This window comes from Mycobacterium sp. M26, assembly GCF_001494595.1.
Taxonomy (GTDB): domain Bacteria; phylum Actinomycetota; class Actinomycetes; order Mycobacteriales; family Mycobacteriaceae; genus Mycobacterium.
This window is the reverse complement of the sequence record NZ_LN929908.1, coordinates 1630220-1656246: the sequence shown is the minus strand read 5'-3', so window position 1 is coordinate 1656246 and position 26027 is coordinate 1630220. Positions and strand designations below refer to the sequence as shown.

22 protein-coding genes, 1 tRNA gene and 1 pseudogene are annotated in these 26027 nt (G+C 64.1%); 14 read left to right on the top strand and 10 right to left on the bottom strand.

Going from position 1 to position 26027, the window contains the following annotated elements; translation table 11 throughout:
- Positions 1-2 precede the first annotated feature (2 nt).
- Complete coding sequence (locus BN3385_RS17160; RefSeq protein ID WP_059018406.1) at positions 3-1715, top strand: amidohydrolase; 1713 nt, start codon at positions 3-5, stop codon at positions 1713-1715.
- Here the strand turns inward: BN3385_RS17160 and BN3385_RS17155 are convergent.
- Positions 1712-3337 (bottom strand): glycoside hydrolase family 183 protein, encoded by a 1626-nt coding sequence (locus BN3385_RS17155; RefSeq protein WP_082690521.1) that lies wholly within the window; start codon positions 3335-3337, stop codon positions 1712-1714. The genes BN3385_RS17160 and BN3385_RS17155 overlap by 4 nt on opposite strands.
- Before the next feature lie 217 nt (positions 3338-3554).
- Here BN3385_RS17155 and BN3385_RS17150 point away from each other — a divergent pair, with 217 nt between their 5' ends.
- Positions 3555-3791 (top strand): hypothetical protein, encoded by a 237-nt coding sequence (locus tag BN3385_RS17150; protein ID WP_156432785.1) that lies wholly within the window; start codon positions 3555-3557, stop codon positions 3789-3791.
- A gap of 231 nt (positions 3792-4022) precedes the next feature.
- On the top strand, positions 4023-4262 hold the full coding sequence (locus BN3385_RS17145) for a hypothetical protein (RefSeq protein ID WP_059018401.1): 240 nt from the start codon (positions 4023-4025) through the stop codon (positions 4260-4262).
- Between the two features lie 69 nt (positions 4263-4331).
- On the opposite strand, the gene BN3385_RS17140 is transcribed toward BN3385_RS17145, so the two are convergent.
- Complete coding sequence (locus tag BN3385_RS17140; protein WP_059018399.1) at positions 4332-5525, bottom strand: CynX/NimT family MFS transporter; 1194 nt, start codon at positions 5523-5525, stop codon at positions 4332-4334.
- Between the two features lie 161 nt (positions 5526-5686).
- Between BN3385_RS17140 and BN3385_RS17135 the strand changes: the two genes are divergently transcribed.
- On the top strand, positions 5687-6067 hold the full coding sequence (locus tag BN3385_RS17135; RefSeq protein WP_059018398.1) for a DUF6319 family protein: 381 nt from the start codon (positions 5687-5689) through the stop codon (positions 6065-6067).
- 590 nt (positions 6068-6657) lie between these two features.
- Here the strand turns inward: BN3385_RS17135 and BN3385_RS29025 are convergent.
- Together BN3385_RS29025 and BN3385_RS17120 are read right to left on the bottom strand one after the other, a co-directional pair.
- Positions 6658-7152: pseudogene (locus tag BN3385_RS29025) on the bottom strand (GNAT family N-acetyltransferase); the annotation flags it as partial.
- A complete protein-coding gene (locus tag BN3385_RS17120) occupies positions 7149-7433 on the bottom strand; it encodes a type II toxin-antitoxin system TacA family antitoxin (protein ID WP_502688073.1) in 285 nt (94 codons plus the stop codon). The gene BN3385_RS17120 and the pseudogene BN3385_RS29025, both read right to left, overlap by 4 nt.
- A 56-nt stretch (positions 7434-7489) precedes the next feature.
- Between BN3385_RS17120 and BN3385_RS17115 the strand changes: the two genes are divergently transcribed.
- From BN3385_RS17115 to BN3385_RS17105, 3 genes are all read left to right on the top strand, one after another.
- Complete coding sequence (locus tag BN3385_RS17115; protein WP_156432784.1) at positions 7490-8218, top strand: hypothetical protein; 729 nt, start codon at positions 7490-7492, stop codon at positions 8216-8218.
- A gap of 864 nt (positions 8219-9082) precedes the next feature.
- The gene (locus BN3385_RS27730; RefSeq protein WP_231748754.1) at positions 9083-9811 is read left to right on the top strand and encodes a site-specific integrase; all 729 of its coding nucleotides are present in this window, start codon (positions 9083-9085) and stop codon (positions 9809-9811) included.
- A gap of 313 nt (positions 9812-10124) precedes the next feature.
- A complete protein-coding gene (locus BN3385_RS17105; RefSeq protein ID WP_156432783.1) occupies positions 10125-12872 on the top strand; it encodes a tetratricopeptide repeat-containing protein in 2748 nt (915 codons plus the stop codon).
- A gap of 223 nt (positions 12873-13095) precedes the next feature.
- On the opposite strand, the gene BN3385_RS17100 is transcribed toward BN3385_RS17105, so the two are convergent.
- From BN3385_RS17100 to BN3385_RS17075, 6 genes are all read right to left on the bottom strand, one after another.
- Positions 13096-13533: a hypothetical protein gene (locus BN3385_RS17100; RefSeq protein ID WP_059018386.1), complete on the bottom strand. Its 438-nt coding sequence runs from the start codon at positions 13531-13533 to the stop codon at positions 13096-13098.
- Between the two features lie 303 nt (positions 13534-13836).
- The gene (locus BN3385_RS28260) at positions 13837-15720 is read right to left on the bottom strand and encodes a tetratricopeptide repeat protein (RefSeq protein ID WP_156432782.1); all 1884 of its coding nucleotides are present in this window, start codon (positions 15718-15720) and stop codon (positions 13837-13839) included.
- 156 nt (positions 15721-15876) lie between these two features.
- A tRNA-Val gene (locus tag BN3385_RS17090) sits at positions 15877-15951 on the bottom strand.
- Positions 15952-15998: 47 nt separating this feature from the next.
- Positions 15999-16463: a peroxiredoxin gene (locus BN3385_RS17085; RefSeq protein ID WP_059018382.1), complete on the bottom strand. Its 465-nt coding sequence runs from the start codon at positions 16461-16463 to the stop codon at positions 15999-16001.
- On the bottom strand, positions 16460-16888 hold the full coding sequence (locus BN3385_RS17080) for a DUF3052 domain-containing protein (RefSeq protein ID WP_059018380.1): 429 nt from the start codon (positions 16886-16888) through the stop codon (positions 16460-16462). Before BN3385_RS17080 ends, BN3385_RS17085 begins: the two co-directional genes overlap by 4 nt.
- An 84-nt stretch (positions 16889-16972) precedes the next feature.
- Positions 16973-17542, bottom strand: a complete 570-nt coding sequence (locus BN3385_RS17075) for an Rv2240c family protein (RefSeq protein WP_231748753.1) — start codon at positions 17540-17542, stop codon at positions 16973-16975.
- A gap of 150 nt (positions 17543-17692) precedes the next feature.
- Between BN3385_RS17075 and aceE the strand changes: the two genes are divergently transcribed.
- From aceE to kasB, 7 genes are all read left to right on the top strand, one after another.
- Positions 17693-20482 carry a pyruvate dehydrogenase (acetyl-transferring), homodimeric type gene (gene aceE / locus BN3385_RS17070; protein ID WP_059018376.1) on the top strand — a complete coding sequence of 930 codons (2790 nt, stop codon included), beginning with the start codon at positions 17693-17695 and terminating at the stop codon, positions 20480-20482.
- A 146-nt stretch (positions 20483-20628) separates the two neighbouring features.
- Entirely contained in the window at positions 20629-21909 is a 1281-nt protein-coding gene (locus BN3385_RS17065) for a PucR family transcriptional regulator (protein WP_059018374.1), read from the top strand.
- Between the two features lie 137 nt (positions 21910-22046).
- Positions 22047-22955, top strand: a complete 909-nt coding sequence (locus BN3385_RS17060; protein WP_082690518.1) for an ACP S-malonyltransferase — start codon at positions 22047-22049, stop codon at positions 22953-22955.
- A gap of 86 nt (positions 22956-23041) precedes the next feature.
- Positions 23042-23335 (top strand): meromycolate extension acyl carrier protein AcpM, encoded by a 294-nt coding sequence (acpM, locus tag BN3385_RS17055; RefSeq protein ID WP_059018369.1) that lies wholly within the window; start codon positions 23042-23044, stop codon positions 23333-23335.
- On the top strand, positions 23332-23472 hold the full coding sequence (locus tag BN3385_RS28255; RefSeq protein ID WP_197415228.1) for a hypothetical protein: 141 nt from the start codon (positions 23332-23334) through the stop codon (positions 23470-23472). Before acpM ends, BN3385_RS28255 begins: the two co-directional genes overlap by 4 nt.
- Entirely contained in the window at positions 23469-24719 is a 1251-nt protein-coding gene (gene kasA / locus BN3385_RS17050) for a 3-oxoacyl-ACP synthase KasA (protein WP_059018367.1), read from the top strand. Before BN3385_RS28255 ends, kasA begins: the two co-directional genes overlap by 4 nt.
- A gap of 28 nt (positions 24720-24747) precedes the next feature.
- The gene (gene kasB, locus BN3385_RS17045) at positions 24748-26010 is read left to right on the top strand and encodes a 3-oxoacyl-ACP synthase KasB (RefSeq protein WP_059018365.1); all 1263 of its coding nucleotides are present in this window, start codon (positions 24748-24750) and stop codon (positions 26008-26010) included.
- Positions 26011-26027: the final 17 nt, after the last annotated feature.

Below are 26027 nucleotides of genomic sequence, written 5' to 3'. Positions count from 1 at the left end.
ACATGTCCAGCCAGATACTCACGGCCGCAACGATCATCACGATGGATCCGGACCGTCCGCGGGCGCAGGCCGTCGCTATCACCGACGGGCGGATCACGGCAGTGGGGTCGCTCGACGAGTGCCGGGCAGCAAGCCCGGACGCCGAAGTCGTCGACACCGGGGTGGCCGCGCTGCTGCCCGGATTCATCGAACCGCACAGCCATCCGGTGATGAGTGGGGTGGCCACCCAACCGCCCGCCCGCTCGATCGCACCCTGGGTGGCGCCGTCATGGGCCGATGCCGAGGCGATCATCACCGACGCGATCGCCACCACCGACCCGGCCACCCCGCTGCTGTTCGCCGGGTTCGACGCCCTGCTGCACGGCCGGCCCTCCCCCAGGGTCGACGAACTCGACCGGATCTTCGGCGACCGGATCGCGGTCATCACCGACAACTCCGGGCACGGCGCGTATTTCAACACCGCGCTGATCAAGCGCAACGGCTGGGACGTGACGGTCCCGCCGGATCCGGTCGGCGGCCGGTTCGGCCGCAATCCCGACGGCAGCCTCAACGGGCAGGCCTTCGAAACCCCGGCCATCATGTCCATCGCCGCGCCCGTGATGACACAGATCGGCGGCAATCCGCTGGTCAGCGCCGCGGAGTACTACGCGACGATGGCGCGTGGCGGCTACACCTCCACCTCGGACATGACCTACGACCGGGCGCTCAAACCCGCCTACGAGGCACTGGCCGCCGCACCGTCGTGTCCGCTGCGGATCAGCATGTGGGAGATGTCGACCTCGGATGGCTTCACCGAGCCGGAGAGCTTCGCCGCGGGTGAGGCCATGCTGGTCAAGCGCGGCGTCAAGCTGTGGACCGACGGCTCGCCGTGGATCGGCAATATCGCGATCTCCTTTCCGTACCTGAGCAACGAGACCACCCGCGACGCCGGGATCGATCCCGCGGTGGCCGGTGGGATCGGATCGATGAACTACAGCCGAGAACAGCTCGACGCCACGCTGGACAAGGCCGCGCCGGCCGGCTGGCAGATGGCGTTCCACGCCAACGGTGATCTGGCGATCGATCTGGCGCTGGATGCCTACGAGGCTGCGCTGCACCGCTACAACCTGATCGGCACCGATCACCGCTGGCGGCTGGAACATCTGGGGGCCGGCACCCGAGCTCAGTTCGAGCGTGCGGCCGCCCTGGGCGTCTACATCTCGATGGCGCCGTTCCAGTACTACTACTGGGGAGAGCTGTTGGACGGCAAGCTCTTCGACCACGAGCACGGCAGCCGGTGGCAGGCCTTCGGCGACGCGGTCGCCAGTGGCGCGGTGGTGTCACTGCACAACGACGGCTCGGTGTCCCCGCCCACCCCGGTGCTCAACATCCAGACCGCGGTCAGCCGGCGAACCCGGGCGGGCAACGTGCACGGCCCCGAACAGGCCATCTCGCTGGACGCCGGGCTGCGAGCCCACACCATCGACGCGGCGCGCACTCTGCACCGTGAGGACCTCGTCGGGTCGATCAGCGTCGGCAAGCTCGCCGACTTCACCGAGCTGACGGCCGACCCGTACACCGTCGATCCCGCGACGCTGGCCGAGAAGGCTCAGGTCAGTGGAACGTGGTTGAGCGGCAAGCGAATCGACCTCGACGCCTTCCTCGGCGCCGTCAAGGGTGTCGACGCCGGCGAGCACACCCATCTCAACGATAAGGCACACCGCACCTGCTGCTAGGCCAGCGTGGTCTTCATCAGGACCACGTTGTAGTCACCCCACAGCGACAGGTTCCAGTAGATGTCCTGGCCGGTGGACAGCGGGTCCATCATCGGGGCGTAGAGCCCCGGGTACTGCAGCGAGGTGACCAGTGGGGTGGCCGACGACCAGGTGCCCTGCGGGGAGTCCGACGTCCGCATCACCACGGTGCCGGTGCCGTCGGAGTACATCGCCACGTACTTGTTCAGATAGGTGTTGTACTGCACGGACATTTCGCTGACATGCCCGTTGGGTCCGCCGACACCGAATACGCCTGCCACCCAGCTTCCGAAGAACAGACCGAGCTGTCCCAGGAAGCCGCCGGCGTTCTGGTTCTGGGAGGTCGGCGGCAGGATCGGCACCGCGGCGGCCGGGTCGTTGATGGTCCACGAGGAGCCGTTCCAGTACTCGTACTGGGTGAGGTCGAGGATGTCGGCTTCCTTGACCCGGGAGAGGTAGGCCGAACCCATCCGGCCCGAGGGCGTTCCGTAGGAGTAGACGTAGCCCGCGTCCGCGGAGTCGGCGGGCGGCTTGACGTAGGCCCCCTGCTGAAAGTTCTGATTTCCGTAGACGAATGACCGGCTGGAGCGCAGCCAGCTGGCGGCCCGGATGGTCTGCGGGGCCACCGTCCAGTTCTGCCCGTTGTCGTCGGAGTAGGCGATCGCCGAGTAGTTGGTGGTCCACTGCCCGCCGAAGTCCCACGAGCGCACCGACATGAAGTTGAAGTATTGCCGCGCGCCATAGGTGTTGTCGTAGGGCACCGAGATCGCCGCGGTCGGGATGATCGTCACCTCGGAGCCGAACAGGCCCAGATAGCTGGCATTGCCGCGGATCACCTGCTTGGAGATACCGGTGGAGGTCAACGGCGAGCCCGCGAAGGGGTCGGTGAGCGAGCCGGTCGCGAAGGCACGGGTGATCGGGTCGGTGGTGCGCAGTAGCACGTTCGACCGCCACACGCCGCTCTGGTTGGGGCCGCTGAAGGTGTCGCCGAAGATCATCAGCACCTGGTGCTGGTCGCCGGTCATGCCGTTGTCCCACATGATCCCGACGTCGGTGCCGTAGATACCGAACCGGGCCGACGTGCCGTTGCCGGGTCCGGTGACCCAGCCGACTCTCGTGGTGACCGGCGCCGACGTCACCGCGGTCACGGCGGCGGTCTCCGGATCGCGGCGGGTCCAGGATGCCAACGCGATCAACGGAGTTGGGTCGACCGGGGCGGCGGGGCGGTTGGGGGCGAACCGGCCGGTGCTACGGGAGGATGCGAACGCGATCAACGGAGTTGGGTCGACCGGGGCGGCGGGGCGGTTGGGGGCGAACCGGCCGGTGCTACGGGAAGCGCTGCGGGGCAGCGCTTTCGGTGTGTCGATGGTGTCGGCGGCGGCAGCCGCTCTGGCCGTGGTGGTGGCCGCCGCTCTCGCCGGCTTGGCCGCGGTGGGCTTGGCGGCGGTGCGTTGGTGGCGCGGCGAGTGGGCCGTCGAGGACGAACTGGACGTGGAGTCACCGGAATCGGCCGCGGCAATCCCGGTGCCGGTGGCCAGTGCGGTGCCCACACCCAGAGCTATCGCCAGCCCGCCGATTCGGCCTACGTACGCCGCTGTTCGCATGCACTACCCCCTTGATCGCCCGTCCAGTATTGGCTGCCGCGATCACGATCCGGGGTTGATTGTCGAACGTGTCAGAAACGGCCGTGTCCACCGATCGGGGGACACGCGATTCGTCCAGTTCAGGGCCCACTTGGCGGACAGACGACACCGGTGGCGGCGGCGCAATATTCATCTCGAGCCGCTCATGGGAGGGCGGACCCAAGACCTGGAGGACACAATGACTGCTGAGATCTCAAAGCGCGTGGTAGGACTGCTGGCCGGCGCACTGGCCACCGGCGGGCTCGCCCTCGGCCTCGGCTTCGCGCCGACCGCCAGCGCCGCCAACGGCTGCGGCTACGGCTACCACCTCGACGGCGGAAGCTGCGTGGCCAACGCGCCCGGCCCGGGCGCACAGGCCGACCCCGGCCACCCGAACTGCTGGATCAACGACAACGGTGATCAGCGCTGCTACTGAGCCAACAACTGACCAATTCTGCCCGGGCCCTGAGGGTCCGGGCAGAATTGTGTTGTGCGCCAGCGCCTTTGGCTGAGCTGTCCACCGATCGGGGGACCCGAGGTTCATCACATGCAATGGCCGGCAGGGGGACATACAGCGACTGTGAGCGGGCGCACTATTCATCTCGACGTTCGAGAACACCCCGAACGCCCACCAACCAAAGAACAACGAACAACCCTGGAGAAAACCATGAACAGCAAGATCACCAAGCGGGCCGCAGGACTCTTCACCGGTGCTCTGGCCACCGGCGCGCTCGCGATGGGCCTCGGCTTCGCCCCCGCTGCGAATGCCGCCGACGGCTGTGGCTACGGCTACCACCTGGAGAACGGCACCTGCGTACTCAACCTGCCCGGCCCCGGCGCCCACTTCATCAGCAACAACTGCTGGATCAACGACAACGGCGACGAGCGCTGCTACGCCGGTAGCTGACCCACCGAACCCGCCCGAGCCCGCCCGTGACGATCACCGGGCGGGCTCGCGGCGTTCAGCACTTCCCACTCAGACGTAGCGATTGCGCCCAGCCAGCACGCCCGTGACGATCTGGACGGCGTAGACGGCCAGAACCAGCAGCCAGGGAACCGTCCAGCCACCGGACACATCGTGGAGCATCCCGAACAGGAACGGCCCGATCCCGGCGAGCAGATACCCGAATCCTTGGACCATCGCCGAGAGTTGCACCGTGTCCTCATGTGTGCGGGCCCGCAATCCGATCACCGTCAGCGCCAACGAGAACACGCTCATGCCGACACCGACCAGGAAGCTCCACAGCAGCGGACTGAAATCGGGCGCGACGAGCAGCCCCACCACACCGGCGACGCCGGCCACGCCCAGGGCTGCGATCCAGCCACTCTGATGGCTACCTCTGGCAGCGATTGGCGCGAGGATCAGGCTGATCGGCACGGCGATCACCGAGAGCAGCCCGACCAGCAGTCCGGCGTTCGTCTTGCTCACGCCGTGATCGATGAACACCTCGGGCAACCAGCCCAGCATGATGTAGGCCAGCATCGCCTGCGTTCCAAAGAACAGCGTGATGGTCCAGGCCAGCCGGTTGCGCAGGAGTGAGCGACGCGCGACCGGCACGTCGGTGCGGTCCGGCGCAGGGTCGTCACGACGGGAAGCCATGAGCCACAAGGCCAATGCGGCGGCCGCCAGCAGGGCCCAGCTGCCCAGCGCCGGCCGCCACCCACCACCCAGAGTTTCCAGCGGCGGCGTAGCGGCCGAGCCCAGCGCCCCTCCCCCTTGGAGCGCCGCGGTGTAGATCCCGGTCATCATGCCCAGGCGAGCGGGAAACGACTCTTTGATGACCGCCGGAATGAGCACGTTGATGACGGCGATCCCCGAAGTCGCGATCAGCGTTCCGCCGATGACGACCCACGGCCCATCGACCACGCGGATCAGCAGACCGACAACCACAGCGACCAGCGCCAGACTGATCGAACGAAACAGCCCGAATCGGCGCGACACGTGTGCCGCCGCCAGGCCCGCCCCCGCGAAGCACAACCCGGGCAGGGCCGTCAGCACGCCGGCCCAGACGGCCGACGCGCCCATGGCCCGCTGCATGTCGCCCAGGACGGGACCGACGCTGGTGACCGCCGGACGCAGATTGATCGCCACCAGGACCACCGCGAGCACCAGCAGGGCACTCGCCGCTGTGCGTTCCGCCGCTGACAGGTCCGGTTCGTGGCGGTTCACCGCGCTAGCCTGTCATACCTGCCTGGCCGCAGAGTCGAAGCACTTGAGGCACAACCCGATTAGCGGGCGGCGCGCCGAAGCTTGGCACTAAGTCGAACAGATGTTCTAATGGTGTCCCCGGCCCGCATCACGGGCGACATCCACCAGGAAAGCGCCACCCGATGACTGTAGAGACCCTCACCCCGCCGCTGCTGCATTCGGTCGACAGCCCGGTCGCCGAAGCCAGCGAATCCGCCCCCGCCAAGGCTCCCGCCAAACGCGGGCCCGGCAAGAAAGCCAAGACTCTCGAGCTCACCCTCACGGTGACCGGCACCGCCGACGGTGAGTGGCGCGCGGAACTCAAGCAGGGCAGCAGCTACCTGGCCCGTGATCTGGCAGTCGCCGCCGCGGCGGTATCGCGGGCGGCCAAGGAACTGCACGAGGATCTCTCGGGGCCCATCGACGAGGTGATCGACGAGGCCCGCCGCCAGCAGGCCGCCCGGGTGGCGGCACTGGAGGCCGAACTGGAAGCAGCCCGAAAGGCTCTCGCCGAACTGGACTGAGATGTGGTGGGCGCGGAGGGTTTCGAACCCCCGACCGCTGGTGTGTAAAGGGTTTGTTGAGATATTCGTGGCGTCTAGTCTGATGCGTCCGATCCGAGTCTATGCAGCTGAGGGCGTCGTAGCCGTTCCACTACGTCGACGGACAATCGTCTGTTCTTGCCTCTCTTGGCACACCCTCGGCACAACGGGGGGTCAGTTTTGTTCCTTGTGGAACCAGAGGACAACCTCTAGTGAGCCAATGAGCCGGTCCACATTCTTCAGTCCTCGCCGTCGAACGCCTCGCGGATCTCATCGTCGGTCGCCTCGTTATCGTCACCGAGGAGGACCCCAGTGCCATCCGAGAGCGTCACCGTTCGTAATTCTCGGTCGACGAAGCCGGTGATTTCCCGCGCAAGAGCCAGCGCCGACTCTGCGCCGTCTGGGATAAGCTCTCGCAAACGCTCAGCGTTCGCGAGCATCGAAAGGGCGACTAAACGTCTGAACTGCTCGTCAGTCAACGAGTCCAGATGGTCACGGTCCGCTCCCTCGGCCACCATGTCGTCGGTCAATGCGCGACGCTGGCTTGCTTGGTCCGCTTGCTGCCCCAAGCCCCCGACGCTCGCCTTGGCATCTTTGATTAGCAGCATCAGGTGGAGGGGATCAGTGGGTGTCGGCTCGAATTGGTATCGGAGGTAGAACCGCTTTGCTTCATCGTGAAGCGCGTGGACGAGGATCGCTCGGACACCGATCTGATCGGCGACTTCGACGCAGCGTGCAATTGCGTCGCGCAGCAGGTTCTCGCCAAGCCCGCAGCCTTGGTGTTTACGATCAATCGCTAGGCGGGACAACAGGATCACTGGTATCGGGTCGGGCATATTTCGGCGAAACTTGCCGCTGGTTCCGGAGTGAGATACCGACCCAGAGGCGATCGCGTAGTAGCCGACGACTCGGCCATCTAGGCAGGTGACGAAACACCGAGACGCTCCACCAATATGGTTGGCTAACGCCCTTTTCCGCAGGTAGTCGTCGAGGCTGGATTCGCCGCTGTCGAATGCCGTGGTGTCGTCCTCGGCGCTGATCGGCCTTGGAAGGGTGTATCCGCTCACGCTTCGGGATCGAATAACGACGGCTTGGCGAATAGCTTTGCCAACGCGGGTTTGTACTGGACTGGCCGGTCGAGTAAGGCGTTGAACTCGGACCACGCGGCGTCGTCGACTAGGAAGTGCCGGCGGTCAGCCAGCACGTCACGCGCGTGCGCAACGGTCGCCGTCACAGTGAAAGTGGTGAGGTCTGTCCCTTCGACCTCGGCGGCATGGCGAATCAGCGCGTCCTGCTCAGGGGTCAGGCGCACCGCGAAACGTTCAGACTTCGTAGCCATGCCCTCCATTGTGTGCCTGATAGGCGTACACGTCAATCGACGGAGCAAGTGGCACCATCTCCGGCATGGATGATCCAGACATCACCCCTTGGCCACCCACACGCTGGTTCACGAGTTATCAACGAGAGGTGCCGCCTAGTTTCAGGCCTAAGTTCAATCGTCCAGCCATACCCCTTTCCGGCGAGGGGCTGCTGTTGATTCCCCCCGATGGGATTACCGCTAGCGCCCCAGCCAAGGATTCCGCGGCACAGCACGAAGCTCGGATGCTGATCACTTGGGCGAGGGAAGCGGTAAGGACGGGCGAGCGGTACTACCGTCTCGCATGCTTGGTCAATTGGACAGATTGGGCGATAGACAAGGGCGAGGATTGGTCACCCACTGAGCGCGAATTGCGGGACGAGTTAGCGGCATGGTGGGTCAGCGGCCAACAAGCAGTCGAGGCGTACTTTCACTTCCAGATGTGGCGCAGAAAGGCCCACGGCGACGGCGTCGATGACCTCGTTCGTCAGCTTCGGAACTCGCTGGTGCACCTCGACGAGGCCTTGCTCGACGACTACAGCGCCCATACGAAGGTCAACGACGCCGGCAAGCGTTTCGCCTGGGACATCGAAAAATTGCCAGAGAGCCAACTACCGCTCGCGTTTCACCCCGGCTGCCTGGACGCCCTGTTCGGCCTAATTCCACTGCGTGAGATGTACCAATCCGCTAACCCTCATTCATCGTGGCCTGAGGAAGATCGTGACTGGTCGGATTACGAATTCGATGCACCTTACGAACGCGATGACGACTGGTGAGCAGCGGGAAGCGATGGCAGCCGCCGCAGCGAGTTCACGCTTGCCGAGACTGACTAACGAGACCTGAAATGCAATGCCAACGTAGCTGCGACATTTCGACCATGCCGCCGTCGTAGTTGAGTTTGGGTGAGCCGGCGGTATCAATCGCGCCAGCGGGCGCGACGCTATCGTCCACGCGTGCGGTTGTTCCGGTGCCTGTGCCGTAGGCGCTTGCTCGCTGATTGACCGCTCCGCAACTGTGTCGGCGGCCCAGGGCAAAGCCTGTCGATAGCTGAAGAACCACTTTGCTGCCGATAGGCCCTGCCCGTCACCATGAATAACCTGACTTGGATCCTTGATTAATCCATGTAGCTCTCAACGAAGCGCGCCGGGAGGATCGCGCACGGCCAAGCCGGTCCTCCTAGTCGCGGCATGGGGCCAAAGACTAGATGATCGTCACCTGATCTGGGTTATAACCCTTGGATTGCAACAGCATTCGAACAGCACGCTCAGAGTGAACATTGCCGCCCGGGCCTATGACGATCTCGACGACACAAGATGATTCGTTGGCTCGAAGGAAAGCCCGTCGCGCAACGGGACAAGTGGGGCCGGCGCGCAGCAGAGGTGCTCGCATTTCTCGCAGTCACCCCGCTTGAGCGCAGTACTCGGATATCTATGCCGCCTTGGGCAATTCGGACAGCAAGGCACTCGATCGACTGGTGAAAGCCGGCGATGTGATGCGGCCAACGCGGGGACGTTAGCTGGCGGCACAGCCCGCAGATCCTCAGCGTCCGAAGATACCCGGCGGAGTCACGGCGCGAACGGTGGTGAGCATGCTGGTTATCTTCTCAGCGGCGCTCGACGGCGCGGTGAGGCAGGGTTTTGGTGACCCGCAACGTCGCCCGCATGGTGAAGCGTCCCGCGGTCAAGCACTACGAGATGGCCACGTGGACACCTGAGCAAGCGACGCAATCTTGGGACCACATCCGTGATGATCGCCTTGCAGCGTGTTGGCTGCTCACCCTCGCGGGGCTGCGGCGATCAGATGTCCTGGGGCTGCGGTGGTCTGATGTGGACTTCGACGCGGGCACAGTGTCCGTGGCCCAGGGCCGCGTCGTGGTCCAAGGTGTTGGAACTGTGACAGGTGATCCGAAATCGAAGCGATCACGACGCGCGTTTCCGATGACTCCTGAGATTTTCCCCGCGCTAAGCACATTCAGGGTTCAGCAGGCCGCCGAGCGCCTTGCGTTGGGGAACGATTACCGCGACAGCGGGCTGGTGGCCGTCAACGAGGACGGATCGGCGATTCGGCCAGAAAACTACTCGGCTGATTTCGCCCACCAGTCGAAAGCTGCTGGAGTCCCTGGGATTCGACTGCACGACGTTCGCCATACTGCTGCGACCATGCTAGTGGATGGCGGAACCACCGCGACCGCGACCGCGACCGCGACCGCGAGATGGATAGGCCACGGTCCTGCCATCACCCTGCGGGTGTACGGGCATGTCTTTGACGACGCGTTGGCGGCGGCTGGCGACGCGCTGATGGGTCGGACTCGCGCGGGCCGTTTGCCAATAACGCCGCCCGTGGTGAGATCAGCCACGCAGACGTCCTAGCTGCATTCGGGGTCACCGACGACGCGGCGGCCGGGGCGGCATCAAGCTGTCGATCACTGTAAGCCGTGCGACACCCACGCCGAAGCTACATCGCTTCGCCCGCGCTAGCTGCCGTGGCCGTAAGCGCCTCGTTAGAAAGGCGTAGACAAGCCCACTGCCGAGATGAAACGGTTTAGGGTCTAGCCAACGAAACTGGAGATCGTCTCTGGCGCAGCAAGCCGGCGCGGTCGATGTCCGACCAAAAGGGCAGGACCCAATGAATAGTGGTCTAGGCGGTGGTGGGGTCGCCGCTTTCGGATTCAACTATCAGTATTTGCAGACTGCCGAAGTATTTCTCAGTCTGCTCCGGGAGAACCCCGAGCTCATCGCCCGTGCGGCGCTAGTGATTGAGCCTTTGCGAATAAAAGCCGATGGCAAGGACGACGATGTCGTCGACTTCGCCATTGAGGTTGACGGCGAGGTGCTGTACAGCGTTCAGGTAAAAGCCTCCTCGGAGCCTGACAAGTATCCACTCCAACCCGCTCCCGCACGCACTGCGTTGGACCGACTAGTTGTCCACCGAGCGCCAAACATTATTCTTCTGACGAATAAGCCGATTTCTCCAGATTTGCTCGACGAGGTCGAAACCGAGCCCGGAGACGGTGTAGAAACGACTACCCGTTACACGTGGGCAAAAGGCCCGCAGAGGCAACCCGGTGAAACTGGAGCTCCACCCAATATCATCGTTGATTCTCGAAAGCCGGTCGAGATCCGCAACTCGATCGCGGAACTTATAAGGTTCTTCCGGGGCCAACGAGAGCTACGCCAAGGCGTGGTGTCAGCCAGGCTTCTCGTACCGATATTGCAGGACTACATATTCTCCGCAGCTGCGGGACAGCAGCAGAGCAGAATCAGTGCGCTTGACCTGCTCGAAATGCTGGCTATGCCGGATCCGCGTATTGCCCACGTTGCCGGCGGGTTTGATTGGGGCGTCCCAATCACCGGTATCCCAAACTACTTGTCAACCGTCCCTCGGGTCGACTATCTGGAGCAGATGCAGGAGTATCTCGCCCCCGATGACGCGACCACCTCACCAGCCAGGGTTGTGTTGACCGGCCGCACAGGCAACGGCAAAACCGTACTTGCAACCGACTATTGCCATGTCGAATCTATCTCGTACGAATTCATATGCTGGATCGATTGCCGCGAGGTCGACTTCATTGAGGCACAGGTTCGGAACCTCATTTTCCAGCTGACAAGGGAGCAGATGGCTCCTGACGCGGCGATCCCTTCGGTATTTACCGGCATACTTGGACGCCACAGCGGGCCATGGTTACTCGTATTCGACGGCATCCAAAATCGAAGTGACATCGATGCATATATTCCGTCAATGGGAAACGGTTCAATTCTTGTGACCTCCAACAACAGCCTCAATTGGTGGCCAGACGTGCCCGTGATAGAAGTTGGCGAAATGACAGAAGCCGAGGCTGTCGACTGCTTCGCCAGCTACGCGGGCGTTGGTGAAGCAAATCTCGAAGATGTTCGGTCTTCGATTTTGGAGATTGTAAGGCGGCTGGGATTAATACCTTTAGCAGTCAGTATGTCCGCAATCTACTTCAAGAACACTGAGGGCCAGCTTCATGAGATGGCGCTGCGGTATTTTAGCGATCTCGAAGCTCTAGCGGACAGCGATTCCAGACCCCCGGGCTTTCCAAGAACGGCCTTCGCGGCAATTCAGTACGCGGTCCGGAACCTCGGGAAGGGCACGCCCGCCGGCGACACCTACGGCAGGTCGGCTCGGGCGGTGTTAGAGATCGGATCTTTGCTGGCCCCAGAGCTCTTGCCCCTGAATTTCATTCTGTTCGCGACGCCCGGAGAGATGCAGTTGGACTTGGCCAATCTGCCAAAGCCCGCGGAAGTCGACAAGGTGACCTTAAGGGGAGTCCTCTCCACCTTGCGAACGCAGACAATCGCGCGGCGAGTAGTCAACGAGGGAGACGGCGGTCACACGGCGGTCAGCGACACAGTCGCAATCCACCCGCTAGTTCACGACATTCTCCAACGCTCTTACTTGGCAGCGGTTCCACCCGGCTACCTGGAATCGCAGTGCACAGTGTTCATGTACTTCCTGATCGGTTGGCTTGGGTCGATGCGGACCGCGGGCGAATACTTCGCAGTCGAACAACTGCGGTTGCACGCCAACGCGCTTTTGGAGCTCGTGGCTGACAACGAACCAATGTCCTCGTTCTCGCCGAACAGCGCGCGGGTCTACACATACGCAAAGACGCTGCTGCAGGCGGAGTTAAGCACTTGCGCGGCTAGCCGCGGCAGGTTGCAGGCGGCATTTGATCTCGGACGATCAGCTCTTCAGACACTGTCGCGGTACATGCACGAGCCTTACGCTCGGCGGATAGCAATGAAGATACTCGCCAACTTGATTGCGGATCTGAGCATGGCGCAGGCACCTCCAGAAGCACTTCGGAGGTGTGCGATACCGTTTGTTAGCTCAGTGGCTGAGGCTGAATTCGACGGCAATGAAGCAGTCCGCGCGTTGGCCTACACCCTTGCGGGCGATACGTTGGCTGCCATAGACCGACTGGATGTCTACCGTGATGCCCCGGGACTCTCTGCAATCAGGCAAAGACTTTCCGAAGTGACCCAACGAGACCCGTCACTTGCTACGCAGGAGGCGACTCAAATGAGACGGGCCAACGAGCTCTACGAGGCGGGTCGGTTCGCAGAACTCCTCGATTTCACAGACCAGTTCGCGGCGGCGAGCACCTCGCTGGAGGGCGAAGTAATTCTCGACGCCATGAGAGTCATTGCACAGCTCCACATCGATCGTGTGGACGAGGCCCTTGCCGGCGTCGATCGACTCTTAGGGCTGAACAACTACGCAGACTACGTGCTGCTTTCGCTGCATGAAGCCCTTAAGAAAGTCGCGCGCGAGTTGTACCGGGTGGTGGATCTTGAGGCGCTTTCCTCAGAACGTCCGCGTCTCCAAAGCGCACTTGATCGAGTGATGGTTCGCTATAACGAGCTTAGCGATGCCGCCGGCCCGGACTCTGTAGGCGACCCCTAGGACCTTGCCCATTTTTGAGCAATGACTTTTCAAGCCCGCCAAGCGCCGAACTTGCGTCCGTCGAACACCTGGGCGAGCTGACCCCCGGATGGCCAAGAAGTGGCCAAGATGCGCCCAAACGGCCCGACACCAAACCAGACGGGATAGACGAAACGGCCTGTCTGCGGGGCGATTCCGCAGACACACCGTCACGACAAGATACGCACTAGACATAGGCGTGCCGCTACCCGGTCAGCATGTTGCCGCCAGCGCCGCCGAGCGCCCCGATGGCGACCTGGGACAGCGCCCCGGCGAGCCAGAGCCCAACCTGTTTGGCGCGGCTCCGCTCCTCCTCTGGGCGGGCCTCATCGGCGGCGACAGCCTCGAAGGCGGCGATCATCCGCTCCAGTTGGTTCTCTGGTGTTGGCCACTGCCCGGCCACGCGCAAGGCGTCGGCAGTCGGTGCGCCCACCATGAGGAATTGACCCCCGAACGCACCACTGACCTTCTCGAAATAGGGCTCGCGGTTGAGCACCCGCAGCGCACGTTGAACGGTGTCCCCATCGAAGCCGGTCTCCTGCTCGATCTGGCGCGGCCTCATCGTGCGTCCAGTCCGCTCGTAGATGTCCACCGCCGCTCTCAACACCGGCAGATCTCGGCTGTCCCATGTGCTCTCGGTCATGGCGGGAGTATGCCAACGGCCTCCGACATTTTCTGTCGTGTGACGCCACTCAGTCAGCGGCGCGGCCCGCCAGGAACTAGATCACGCCCAGACCCGTATTGGAAGTCTCGTGGCCACGACTCCCGAAGCGAGGTCTTGGCCGCAGGTCCATTCGCTATGTGCTCGACAAAGTCCGCATGCCCGACGTCGAAGCCGGATGGCCAGGGGCGCGAGAACTCTAAGGAACGGCCGGTAGCACTTCGATACGCGCCATTGCTACACCTTCGCCTAAATGCGCTGCTAGACAACATCTCTGGCAAGAATTCAGGCGCGGATAGCGTCGAGAACAGCATTCAGTCGGTCCCGCCGTGACTCTGACAGCTCGGGATGTGCCGAAATCGCACGCAAGGTGGTCGGGTCGAGCAAGTGGCCGGCCAGATCGGTGTACTCGCTGGAGACGTCGGCGTGGAGCAAGCGTTGCAGCACATCGAACTCGATTCTCCCCTGATAGGTGAGGGCGTCACGCGCGACGCAAGCGACTATCTCTTCGCATTCCTCATCTCGCTCTTGAGCCCAAAGTAACAGCGCAAGACTTACTGCATTATCGAGGCCCGGACCGTGAAACAGTGCGATCAGATCGGACAAACTATTTCCGCGGCAAATACCCAGTATCACTCGATAGCACAATAACAGTTGACTATCTTCATCCGCGATAACCTTCGATAGCCGGGCTAGCAAAGATTCGGCCAGGTCTAGATCATTAGCGGCCACACCCAGACGAATGCCAGTCGCCAATAAGTGTTGATCTTTAGGATAGCCTTCGAGCGAGGTCGCGATTAGGGAATTCGCCGCCGGAAGATCTCCATGCAGCCACCATATACAGGTCGCCTTAATGGTCGTTGCCATGGCATCTGAAGGTGTCGTTTGCAACGTTTGATCCGCTAACTGTTCTACGGTTACCAAGTGTTCCGGAGGGTCAAAAACGAGCATCATGCGAGACCAGAGAACCGATACGCTCGGCATGAAGTCGCCAACCACAGCCTCGGCGAAGTATTCACGTGCCGCGTCTAGATCCCTGTCCCGAAACGCCGCCCAATCAGCGCGCAAGGCTAATGTCTCGCGACGTTGGGTTGAATCAGGGTTCTCAAGGGCGACTTCAAATAATTCAAGGGCGCGCGTTCGTTCGCCACGAGCGGACCATAGCAAATTTGCAAGGTTGCGTGCTGCATTGTAATACTTCGAGTCAAGTTCGAGAGCCTTTTCGTACGCTTCTATTGCTTCGTCTACGAGACCGCGTCCTTGTTTAAAGGTGCCAAAGTTATTCCAGAGTTCAGCGTCGTGCGGCCGCAATTTAAACTGCTCGCGGAACCAGGCCGGACTCGGGTTGTAGCTGAATGAGCTTGAACTTGTCATCTGGATTGGTTCCGGCGTGCCGTCAGGTCGAATCTTTGGATTCAAAACGATACCCATACGCTTAAACAACTCGTGGAACGCGGGCGGGTTGAAATTGCCGACTTGTTCAACGAGGAACGGGCGCGTCTGCCCGAAGCCGGTCGCAAATTGACTCGCGGCATAGCAGCCCTGGCTGACATCGGTAGTGCGTCCTGCTACCTGCTCGTTAAGGCCGGCCATTGCTTCCTGTATCCGTTCGGGCGTGGAAAGGCCGCTCCGGAGGAGATATTCGAGTCGCTTCTTCTCATCCTCATGGACGAATGCAGCACCTGACCCGGCGGTGAAAAGCTGGACGCTGCTCGGCCTCGTGATGTCGGAGACGAGTTCGTGGCCCGGCTCCTCACCATCCGCGAGAAATCGTCCACGCAGATTCTCAAAGTTCGAGAGCATGCATACGACCGACTGAGACCCTTGGATGGCCCCCACCACAAGAGTGAGTCTGCGATGCTGCTTGTAACGATTTTGCACGCGGGATAGCGACACGGATGCACTGTGCAGCACATCGAGCAAATCGTTGAGTGTGGCGTCGAATGCTAGATCCGAAGTCTTCTCTGCGACCCATTTGCCGATCGGCGTCCTGCCTAGAAACGCCCACCCCGTAACGCCGATGATTGCCTCAAAGTCGCTCCGTGCCACCGTAATCAGTTTGTGCGTGTTGTCATCGGGTTGACGGTCGGGCGGATCCAGGTAGGTGAGCCTGAAATCACAAGTCATATGAACTTCGTGTTCTGACGCCAGCGCAAGTACCAATGTCACCGGACCAAGTTAGCCGCAGAACTGGTACGTCCTCCAGCAGGTTGCACCGCGCGCGGACCAACCAGCGCTCGAAAACTGTTGGCACATTCTTGGCACAACGGGGGTTAGTGGGTATCCGGAGAAGCCGGCTAGCGAACCGCTGAACTGCGGATTTCTTGGTGGGCGCGGAGGGTTTCGAACCCCCGACCGCTGGTGTGTAAAACCAGAGCTCTACCACTGAGCTACACGCCCGTGCCCGGGCAGGTTACACGGAGTGCGCGGGTGCAGGGAAATCCCGGTCAGGCGCTCAGCGCGGCCAATGCCTCGGTCCACACCGACTGGTCGCGGGCCTGGCCCGGCTCCAGGCACTCGGCGAATCGGATCACCCCGGCACGGTCGATCACGAACGTTCCGCGGTTGGGATAGCCGGCCCCGTCGTTGAAGACGCCGTAGGCCTGGGCCACCGCCCCGTGCGGCCAGAAGTCGGACAGCACGGGAAACAGGAAGCCGCTCTGCACGGCCCAGATCTTGTGCGTGGGCGGCGGTCCGACCGAAATCGCCAGGGTGGCGGTGTCGTCGTTTTCGTAGACCGGCAGATGATCGCGGATCTCATCGAGTTCGCCCTGGCAGATTCCGGTGAACGCGAGCGGGAAGAACACCAGCAGCACGTTCTTGCGGCCGCGGAAGTCGCTGAGCGTGACGGGCTGGCCGTTCTGGTCTTTGAGGGTGAAGTCGGGCGCCTCGCTACCGACGGCGGCCGTCACGAATGCCGTCCGGCAGCCTTCGACTTCGGTTGCACCAGCCGGCTGGCGCTCCAGTCGCCGAGGTTGGCCGACGAGGTCGGCATCAGCCCTGCGGTCGGCGCCGACTCGGCGATCTCGGCGGGCACCACATGGCCCGGCTTACCGGTCTTGGGCGTCAGCACCCAGATGATGCCGTCGTCGGCCAGCGGTGCGATGGCGTCCATCAGCCGGTCCACCAGGTCGCCGTCACCGTCGCGCCACCATAGAAGCACCACGTCAACCACCTCGTCGGCGTCCTCGTCGAGCAGCTCAGAACCGCTGGCGTCCTCGACATCGGCCCGGATGTCGTCGTCGGTGTCCTCGTCCCAGCCCAACTCCTGAACGACCTGACCCTTCAGTACGCCCAGCCTCTGGGCGTAGTTCGGGGGGCCACTCTCCGCGACCACCTTCAGGACCTCCTCATCGTCAGGGTCGGCTGTCTAGGGCTATCGTCGCACGACACGCGCGATTGCACGCCGCGCGGTGGCGACTCAATACGTCGCGTCGCACAGGCTCAAGGCGTTGGACCGGGTGTCGTTGAGGTCGCTGATCGTCTTGTTGAACTCGTCGGCCGGGGCCTGATCGGTGATCGCCTTGGCGGTGGCGCGAGCTCCGTCCACCCAATCGGTGAACGCCTGGCGCAGTTCGTCCGGAATGGCGTCGGTGATGCTGCCCTGCACGGCATCGGCGCTCTGGTTCAGAGCGTCGACGGCCGGCCCCTCGGTGGCCGACGTGTTGCCGCCACCTTCGTTGAAGGCGCCGACATAGGTGTTGACCGCGTCGATGGCGTCGGCGCTGGTGGTCGACAGCGTCTCGCAGGTGTCGTGCATGGCCTGGGTGGTCAGCGAGGCCTGCCGCTCGGATTCGCGGGCGCTCGACGAGGCCGCGGACTCCGACAACGACACCGACATCGAGGTCCGGTAGGCCGGTGCATCACCGGCATTGACCCTGGGGGTGCCGTCGCTGACCGTCGTACAACCCACGACGCCCATGACGATGGCCGCGGCGCTGCCGGCCAGCAGTCCGCCAATCCGCAACCCCCGAGCCGTTCTGATGAGCACAGCCCGAGAGGTTACCGGCAAACTGCCCAGCTCGGCGCGGTGCATTAATTTCACCGGTCGGCTCTTTGACTACTCGTCGGTATAGCCCCAAGTGCGGCACGATAGTGGGCAGAGGGTGCAAAACCTGCACCAGCTACTAAGGAGCTGATGTTGACCACCGAGTTCGCGCGCCACGATCTGGCTCAAAACTCAAACAGCCCAACCGAATCTGATCGTGTGCGAGTGATCCGTGAGGGAGTTGCGTCCTACCTGCCCGATATCGACGGGGAGGAGACGGCCGAGTGGCTGGAGTCGTTCGACGAACTGCTGTCGCGTTCCGGGCCGGCCCGGGCCCGCTATCTGCTGCTGCGCATGCTGGAGCGCGCCGGTGAGCAGCGGGTTGCCATTCCGGCGCTGACCTCCACCGACTACGTCAACACGATCCCCACCGAGCTGGAGCCGTGGTTCCCCGGCGACGAGGACGTCGAGCGCCGCTACCGGGCCTGGATCCGCTGGAACGCCGCGATCATGGTGCACCGGGCCCAGCGGCCCGGCGTCGGCGTCGGCGGCCACATCTCCACCTATGCCTCCTCCGCCGCGCTCTACGAGGTGGGCTTCAACCACTTCTTCCGCGGCAAGAGCCATCCCGGCGGCGGCGACCAGGTGTTCATCCAGGGCCACGCCTCCCCCGGCGTCTACGCCCGGGCGTTCCTGGAAGGGCGGCTGTCCGCAGACCAGCTCGACGGCTTCCGCCAGGAGCACAGCCACCCCGGCGGCGGGCTGCCGTCCTACCCGCACCCGCGGTTGATGCCCGACTTCTGGGAGTTCCCGACGGTGTCGATGGGCCTGGGCCCGATGAACGCCATCTATCAGGCCCGGTTCAACCACTACCTGCACGACCGCGGCATCAAGGACACCTCCGATCAGCACGTGTGGGCGTTCCTCGGCGACGGCGAGATGGACGAGCCGGAGAGCCGCGGCCTGATCCAGGTGGCCGCCAACGAGGGTCTGGACAACCTGACCTTCGTGGTGAACTGCAACCTGCAGCGCCTCGACGGCCCGGTGCGCGGCAACGGCAAGATCATCCAGGAGCTGGAGTCGTTCTTCCGCGGCGCCGGCTGGAACGTCATCAAGGTGGTGTGGGGCCGCGAATGGGATGCCCTGCTGCACGCCGACAAGGACGGCGCGCTGGTGAACCTGATGAACACCACGCCCGACGGTGACTTCCAGACCTACAAGGCCAACGACGGCGCCTACGTGCGCGACCACTTCTTCGGCCGCGACCCGCGCACCAAGGCCCTGGTGGCCAACATGTCCGACGCCGAGATCTGGAACCTCAAGCGCGGCGGCCACGACTACCGCAAGGTGTACGCCGCCTACCGCGCGGCGATGGAGCACAAGGGCCAGCCGACGGTCATCCTGGCCAAGACCATCAAGGGGTATTCGCTGGGCGCCCATTTCCAGGGCCGCAACGCCACCCATCAGATGAAAAAGCTTGCGCTCCAAGACCTCAAGGACTTCCGCGACGCCATCCGCATCCCGATCAGCGACTCCCAGCTCGAGGAAGACCCCTACCTGCCGCCGTACTACCACCCGGGACCGGAGGCACCCGAGATCCGCTACCTGGTGGATCGCCGCCGCGCGCTCGGCGGGTTCGTGCCCGAGCGGCGCACCAAGTCCAAGGTGCTGACCCTGCCGTCGCGGGACGTGTACAAGCCGCTGAAGAAGGGCTCCGGCCAGCAGCACGTGGCCACCACCATGGCCATCGTCCGCACCTTCAAGGAATTGCTGCGCGACAAGAACATTGGCGATCGGATCGTTCCGATCATCCCCGACGAAGCCCGCACCTTCGGGATGGACTCGTGGTTCCCCAGCCTGAAGATCTACAACCGCAACGGCCAGCTGTACACCGCGGTGGATGCCGAGCTGATGCTGGCCTACAAGGAATCCGAAGTCGGCCAGATCCTGCACGAGGGCATCAACGAGGCGGGCTCGACGGCATCGTTCACCGCCGTCGGCACGTCGTACTCCACGCACAACGAGCCGATGATCCCGATCTACATCTTCTATTCGATGTTCGGGTTCCAGCGCACCGGCGACAGCTTCTGGGCGGCCGCCGACCAGATGGCCCGCGGCTTCGTCCTCGGTGCGACCGCTGGCCGGACCACGCTGACCGGTGAGGGTCTGCAGCACGCCGACGGTCACTCGCTGCTGCTGGCGTCGACCAACCCGGCCGTGGTGGCCTACGACCCGGCGTTCGCCTACGAGATCGCCTACATCGTCGAGAGCGGGCTGTCCCGGATGTACGGGGAGAACCCGGAGAACATCTACTTCTACGTCACCATCTACAACGAGCCCTACGCCCAGCCCGCCGAGCCGGAGAACTTCGACCCCGAAGGTCTGCTGCGCGGCATCTACCGCTACCGCGCGGCCACCGAGAAGCGCTCCAACGTGGCGCAGATCCTGGCCTCGGGTGTGGCGATGCCGGAGGCGCTGCGGGCGGCCGACCTGCTGGCCGAGCGCTGGGATGTGGCCGCCGACGTCTGGTCGGTCACCAGCTGGACCGAGCTGAACCGCGACGGGGTGGCGATCGAGAAGGATCTGCTGCGCCATCCGGATCGTCCGGCCGCGACGCCGTACATCACCCAGGTGCTCGCCGAGACCGCAGGCCCGGCCGTCGCGGTGTCGGACTGGATGCGGGCGGTGCCCGAGCAGATCCGGCCGTGGGTGCCCAACACCTACGTCACGCTGGGCACCGACGGGTTCGGCTTCTCCGACACCCGGCCTGCCGCGCGCCGGTACTTCAACACCGACGCCGAGTCGGTGGTGGTAGCCGTGCTGGAGGCGCTGGCCCGCGACGGCGAGATCGACCCGTCGGTGGCGGTCGCCGCGGCACGCGAGTACCAGATCGACGACGTGCAGGCGGCTCAGGTCTCCTACGTGGACACCGGGAGCGCCTAGCCTGCCCCTGCTCCTCTCGCGAGTGTGCATCGGCATACGCCCGCGGCGGCGTGTTGCGGATGAAACCGCACACTCGCGGGGGAAGCGCGGGGCGGCCAGCCGCGTCTTTGGTGGGAACATCCATAACCAAGGCGTAGCTTTTAGGGATGCCCGACAACCCGCGCCCGGACGGGCCGCGCCCGCCGTTGGAGCTTTTGGCCAACGTTCCGGACTCCACCCTGCGCCGGCTCAAGCAATACTCCGGGCGGCTGGCCACCCAGGCCGTGCACGCCATGGAGGAGCGGCTGCCGTTCTTCGGTGACCTCGAGGCCTCCCAGCGCGCCAGCGTCCAGTTGGTGGTGCAGGCCGCGGTGGTCAACTTCGTCGAGTGGATGCGCAACCCGGAAAGCCAGGTCGGCTACACCGCCCAGGCCTTCGAACTGGTTCCGCAGGATCTGACCCGGCGCATCGCGCTGGCCCAAACCGTCGACATGGTCCGGGTCACCATGGAGTTCTTCGAAGAGGTGGTGCCGCTGCTGGCCCGCACCGACGAGCAGCTCACCGCCCTGACCATCGGCATCCTGCGCTACAGCCGCGACCTGGCTTTCGCGGCGGCCGCCTCCTACGCCGACGCCGCCGAGGCTCGCGGCTCGTGGGACAGCCGGATGGAAGCCAGCGTGGTCGACGCGATCGTCCGCGGGGACGCCGGTCCGGAGCTGCTGTCCCGCGCGGCCGCCCTGAACTGGGACACCACCGCACCGGCGACGGTGGTCGTCGGCACCCCGCCACCGGGCCGGGAGGACCTGGCCAGCGAGGACATCCGCGAGATCGCGCTGCGTTTCGAGCGCGGCGCGCTGGCCGACGTACACGGCACCTGGCTCATCGCGATCATCTCCGGCCCGCTGTCACCGACCGACAAGTTCTTCAACCAGCTGCTCACCGCGTTTTCCGACGGCCCGGTGGTGATCGGGCCGACGGCAGCGATGCTCACCGCGGCCCACCACAGCGCCATCGAAGCGATCTCCGGGATGAACGCCGTGGTCGGCTGGAGCGGGGCGCCCCGACCGGTCTTGGCCCGCGAACTGCTGCCCGAGCGGGCGCTGCTCGGCGACACCCTGGCCATCGCATCCCTGCATACCGAGATCATGCGGCCGCTGGCCGACGCGGGCCCGGCGCTCACCGAGACGCTCGACGCCTACCTCGACAGCGGCGGAGCAATTGAAGCTTGCGCCAGAAAACTGTTCGTTCATCCAAATACTGTGCGGTACCGCCTGAAGCGGATCACCGACTTCACCGGCCGTGATCCGACCATGCCGCGCGATGCGTACGTGCTGCGGGTCGCGGCTACCGTCGCCCGCCTCGGCTACCCTGCGCCGCCTCAGACCATGGCAAACAGATCTGTAGCGCAGCTCACACCGATACTGGCGAGCGTCAACGGCTTCAAGTGACCCAGGCCACAGATTGCGAGAAGATCTCAACGAAGTCGCATCACATGCACTTTTGTGGACAAGCTACAAAAACCTAAGACAAGGTTCATAATCTCTTACACCGCGCAAAACCGGTTTCACAGTGTTCCCTTAAGAACGTGATTGCTTTGCTCGCTCCCGGACAGGGATCACAGACCCCCGGCATGCTCGCGCCCTGGCTCGAGCTGCCCGGTGCTGCCGATCAGATTGCGGCGTGGTCGCAGATCAGCGGCCTGGATCTGGCCCAGCTGGGTACGACGGCGACGGCCGAGGAAATCACGGACACCGCGGTCACCCAGCCACTGGTGGTGGCCGCGACCTTGCTGGCCAACGCCGAACTGGTCAAGCGCGGCGTGCTCGCCGGCAAGAAGACCGTCGTCGCCGGCCACTCCGTCGGCGAGATCGCCGCTTACGCGATCGCCGGCGTCATCTCCCCCGACGATGCAGTGAAGCTGGCTGCCGTCCGTGGCGCCGAGATGGCCAAAGCCTGCGCGGTCGAGCCCACCGGCATGTCCGCCGTCCTGGGCGGTGACGAGGCCGAGGTCCTGGCCCGCCTCGAGGCGCTGGATCTCGTCCCGGCCAACCGCAACGCGGCAGGCCAGATCGTGGCCGCCGGTGCGGTCGCGGCACTGGAGAAGCTGGCCGAGGATCCCCCGGCCAAGGCCCGGGTGCGCCAGCTGGCCACCGCCGGTGCCTTCCACACCCACTTCATGGCCTCCGCGCTGGACGGCTACGCCGCCGCGGCCGCCGAGGTCGCGACCAGCGAGCCGACCACCACGCTGCTGTCCAATGCCGACGGCCAGCCGGTCAGCTCGGCGGCCGACGCGATGGACAAGCTCGTCGCCCAACTGACCCGTCCGGTGCGCTGGGACCTGTGCACCGAGACCATGCGGCAGCTTGCTGTCGAGGCGATCGTCGAGTTCCCGCCTGCGGGCACTCTGACCGGAATCGCCAAACGAGAACTTCGGGGGGTCGCGACGCGCGCCGTCAAGACACCCGCAGACCTGGACGAATTGACCGAGCTCTAGACCTGGGCCGGCATCCGCCAGACAACCACATAACGCACGTCAACACAGATTCACCAAGTAACACAACCAATTACGAAGGAGCCATTGTGGCCGCCAGCCAGGAAGAAATCATCGCCGGTCTCGCCGAGATCATCGAAGAGGTCACCGGTATCGAGCCGTCTGAGGTGACCCCCGAGAAGTCGTTCGTCGACGACCTGGACATCGACTCGCTGTCGATGGTGGAGATCGCCGTTCAGACCGAGGACAAGTACGGCGTGAAGATCCCCGATGAGGATCTGGCCGGCCTGCGCACCGTCGGTGACGTGGTCAGCTACATCCAGAAGCTCGAGGAAGAGAACCCCGAGGCTGCTGCCGCGCTGCGCGAGAAGTTCGCACAGTGACCAAGCCTTCCACTGCTAACGGCGGTTTCCCCAATGTGGTGGTGACCGCCGTTACGGCGACCACCTCCATCGCGGGCGACATTGAGAGCACGTGGGAGGGGTTGTTGGGCGGCGTGCGCAAGAAGTTCGCACAGTGACCAAGCCTTCCCTTTCTAACGGCGGTTTCCCCAATGTGGTGGTGACCGCCGTTACGGCGACCACCTCCATCGCGGGCGACATTGAGAGCACGTGGAAGGGTTTGTTGGCCGGCGAGAGCGGCATCCGCGTTCTCGAGGACGACTTCGTCACCAAATGGGATCTGCCGGTCAAGATCGGCGGACACCTCAAGGATCCGGTCGACGACCACATGGGTCGGCTCGACTTCCGCCGGATGTCCTACGTCCAGCGGATGTCCAAGTTCCTCAGCGCTCAGCTGTGGGAGACCGCCGGTAAGCCGGAGGTCGACCCGGACCGCTTCGCCGTCGTTGTCGGCACGGGCCTGGGTGGCGGCGAGAAGATCGTCGAAACCTATGACGCGATGAACGAGGGCGGGCCTCGCAAGGTGTCCCCGCTCGCCGTTCAGATGATCATGCCCAACGGTGCGGCGGCGGTCGTCGGCCTCGAGCTCGGTGCCCGCGCCGGCGTCATCACGCCGGTGTCGGCCTGTTCATCGGGGTCGGAGGCCATCGCCCACGCGTGGCGCCAGATCGTCATGGGTGACGCTGATTTCGCGGTCTGCGGCGGTGTCGAGGGCGGAATCGAGGCGTTGCCCATCGCGACGTTCTCGATGATGCGCGCGATGTCGACCCGCAACGATGATCCGGCGGGCGCTTCGCGTCCGTTCGACAAGGATCGCGACGGTTTCGTCTTCGGCGAGGCCGGTGCGCTCATGATCATCGAGACCGAGGAGCACGCCAAGGCTCGCGGCGCCAAGCCGCTGGCCCGGTTGATGGGTGCGGGTATCACGTCGGACGCCTTCCACATGGTGGCGCCGGCTCCGGACGGCCTGCGGGCCGGCCGGGCGATGACCCGGGCGATGGAGCTGGCGGGCTTGTCCGCCAAGGACATCGACCACGTCAACGCTCACGCCACGTCCACCTCGATCGGTGACGTCGCCGAGGCCAACGCCATCCGGGTCGCCGGTGTGGACCACGCCGCGGTGTACGCACCGAAGTCGGCCCTGGGCCACTCGATCGGTGCCGTGGGTGCGTTGGAGTCGATCCTCACCGTGCTCGCACTGCGGGATGGGGTCATCCCGCCGACGCTGAACTACGAGACTCCGGACCCGGAGATCAACCTGGATGTCGTTGCGGGCGAACCGCGTTACGGCGACTACCAGTACGCGATCAACAACTCGTTCGGATTCGGAGGACACAACGTGGCGCTCGCCTTCGGGCGCTACTGATCCGGGGGGAAAGGACGAACAACAGCGAATGGCAGGGTTGACACAACTGTCAACGGGGAACGGTTTCCCCAACGTGGTCGTCACGGGTATTGCCATGACGACAGCCCTGGCATCTGACGCCGACAGCACCTGGAAGGCGCTGCTGGACGGGCAAAGTGGTATCCGACTGCTCGAAGACGAGTTCGTCGAGAAGTACGACTTGCCCGTCCGGATCGGCGGACATCTGGTCGAGGACTTCGACGGGGAACTGACGCGGGTCGAACTGCGTCGGCTGTCCTACCTCCAGAAGATGTCCGTCGTTCTGAGTCGGCGAGTGTGGCAGAACGCCGGCTCCCCTGAGGTCGACACCCGACGGCTGATGGTCTCCATCGGTACCGGCATGGGGTCCACCGAGGAGCTGGTGTTCGCTTACGACGGCATGCGCGCGAAGGGTCTTCGCGCCGTGTCGCCGTTGGCAGTTCAGATGTATATGCCCAACGCCGCGGCCGCGGCGGTCGGCCTGGAACTCGGCGCCAAGGCCGGGGTCATCACCCCGGTGTCCGCGTGCGCATCCGGGTCGGAGGGTATTGCGCAGGCGTGGCGGCAGATCGTGCTCGGCGAGGCCGACATCGCGGTGTGCGGCGGCGTCGAGACGAAGATCGAAGCGGTGCCGATCGCCGGCTTCGCCCAGATGCGCATCGTCCTGTCGACCACGAACGACGATCCCGCCGGCGCCTGCCGGCCCTTCGACAAGGATCGCAACGGGTTCGTGTTCGGCGAAGGTGGCGCGCTGCTGGTGATCGAGACCGAGGAGCACGCCAAGGCCCGCGGCGCCAACATTCTGGCCCGCATCATGGGGGCGGCCATCACCTCGGACGGCTACCACATCGTGGCGCCTGATCCCACGGGAGACCAAGCAGGACAGGCGATCACCCGGGCCATCCGGGTGGCTGGATTGCAACCGACAGATATCGATCACATCAACGCACACGCGACGGGCACTCAGGTTGGTGACGTGGCGGAAGGTAAGGCGATCAACAACGCGATGGGCTCACACCGGCCCGCGGTCTACGCGCCCAAGTCGGCGCTGGGCCACTCGGTGGGTGCCGTCGGAGCGGTGGAGTCGATCCTGACCATCATGGCGCTGCGGGATGGAGTCATCCCGCCCACGCTCAACCTGCGCAACCTCGATCCGGAGATCGATCTGGACGTGGTGGCCGGCGAACCCCGGCCAGGCAACTACCAATACGCGGTAAACAACTCGTTCGGATTCGGTGGTCACAACGTCGCGATCGCTTTCGGAAAGTACTGAGTACCGAAGGCGTCGGA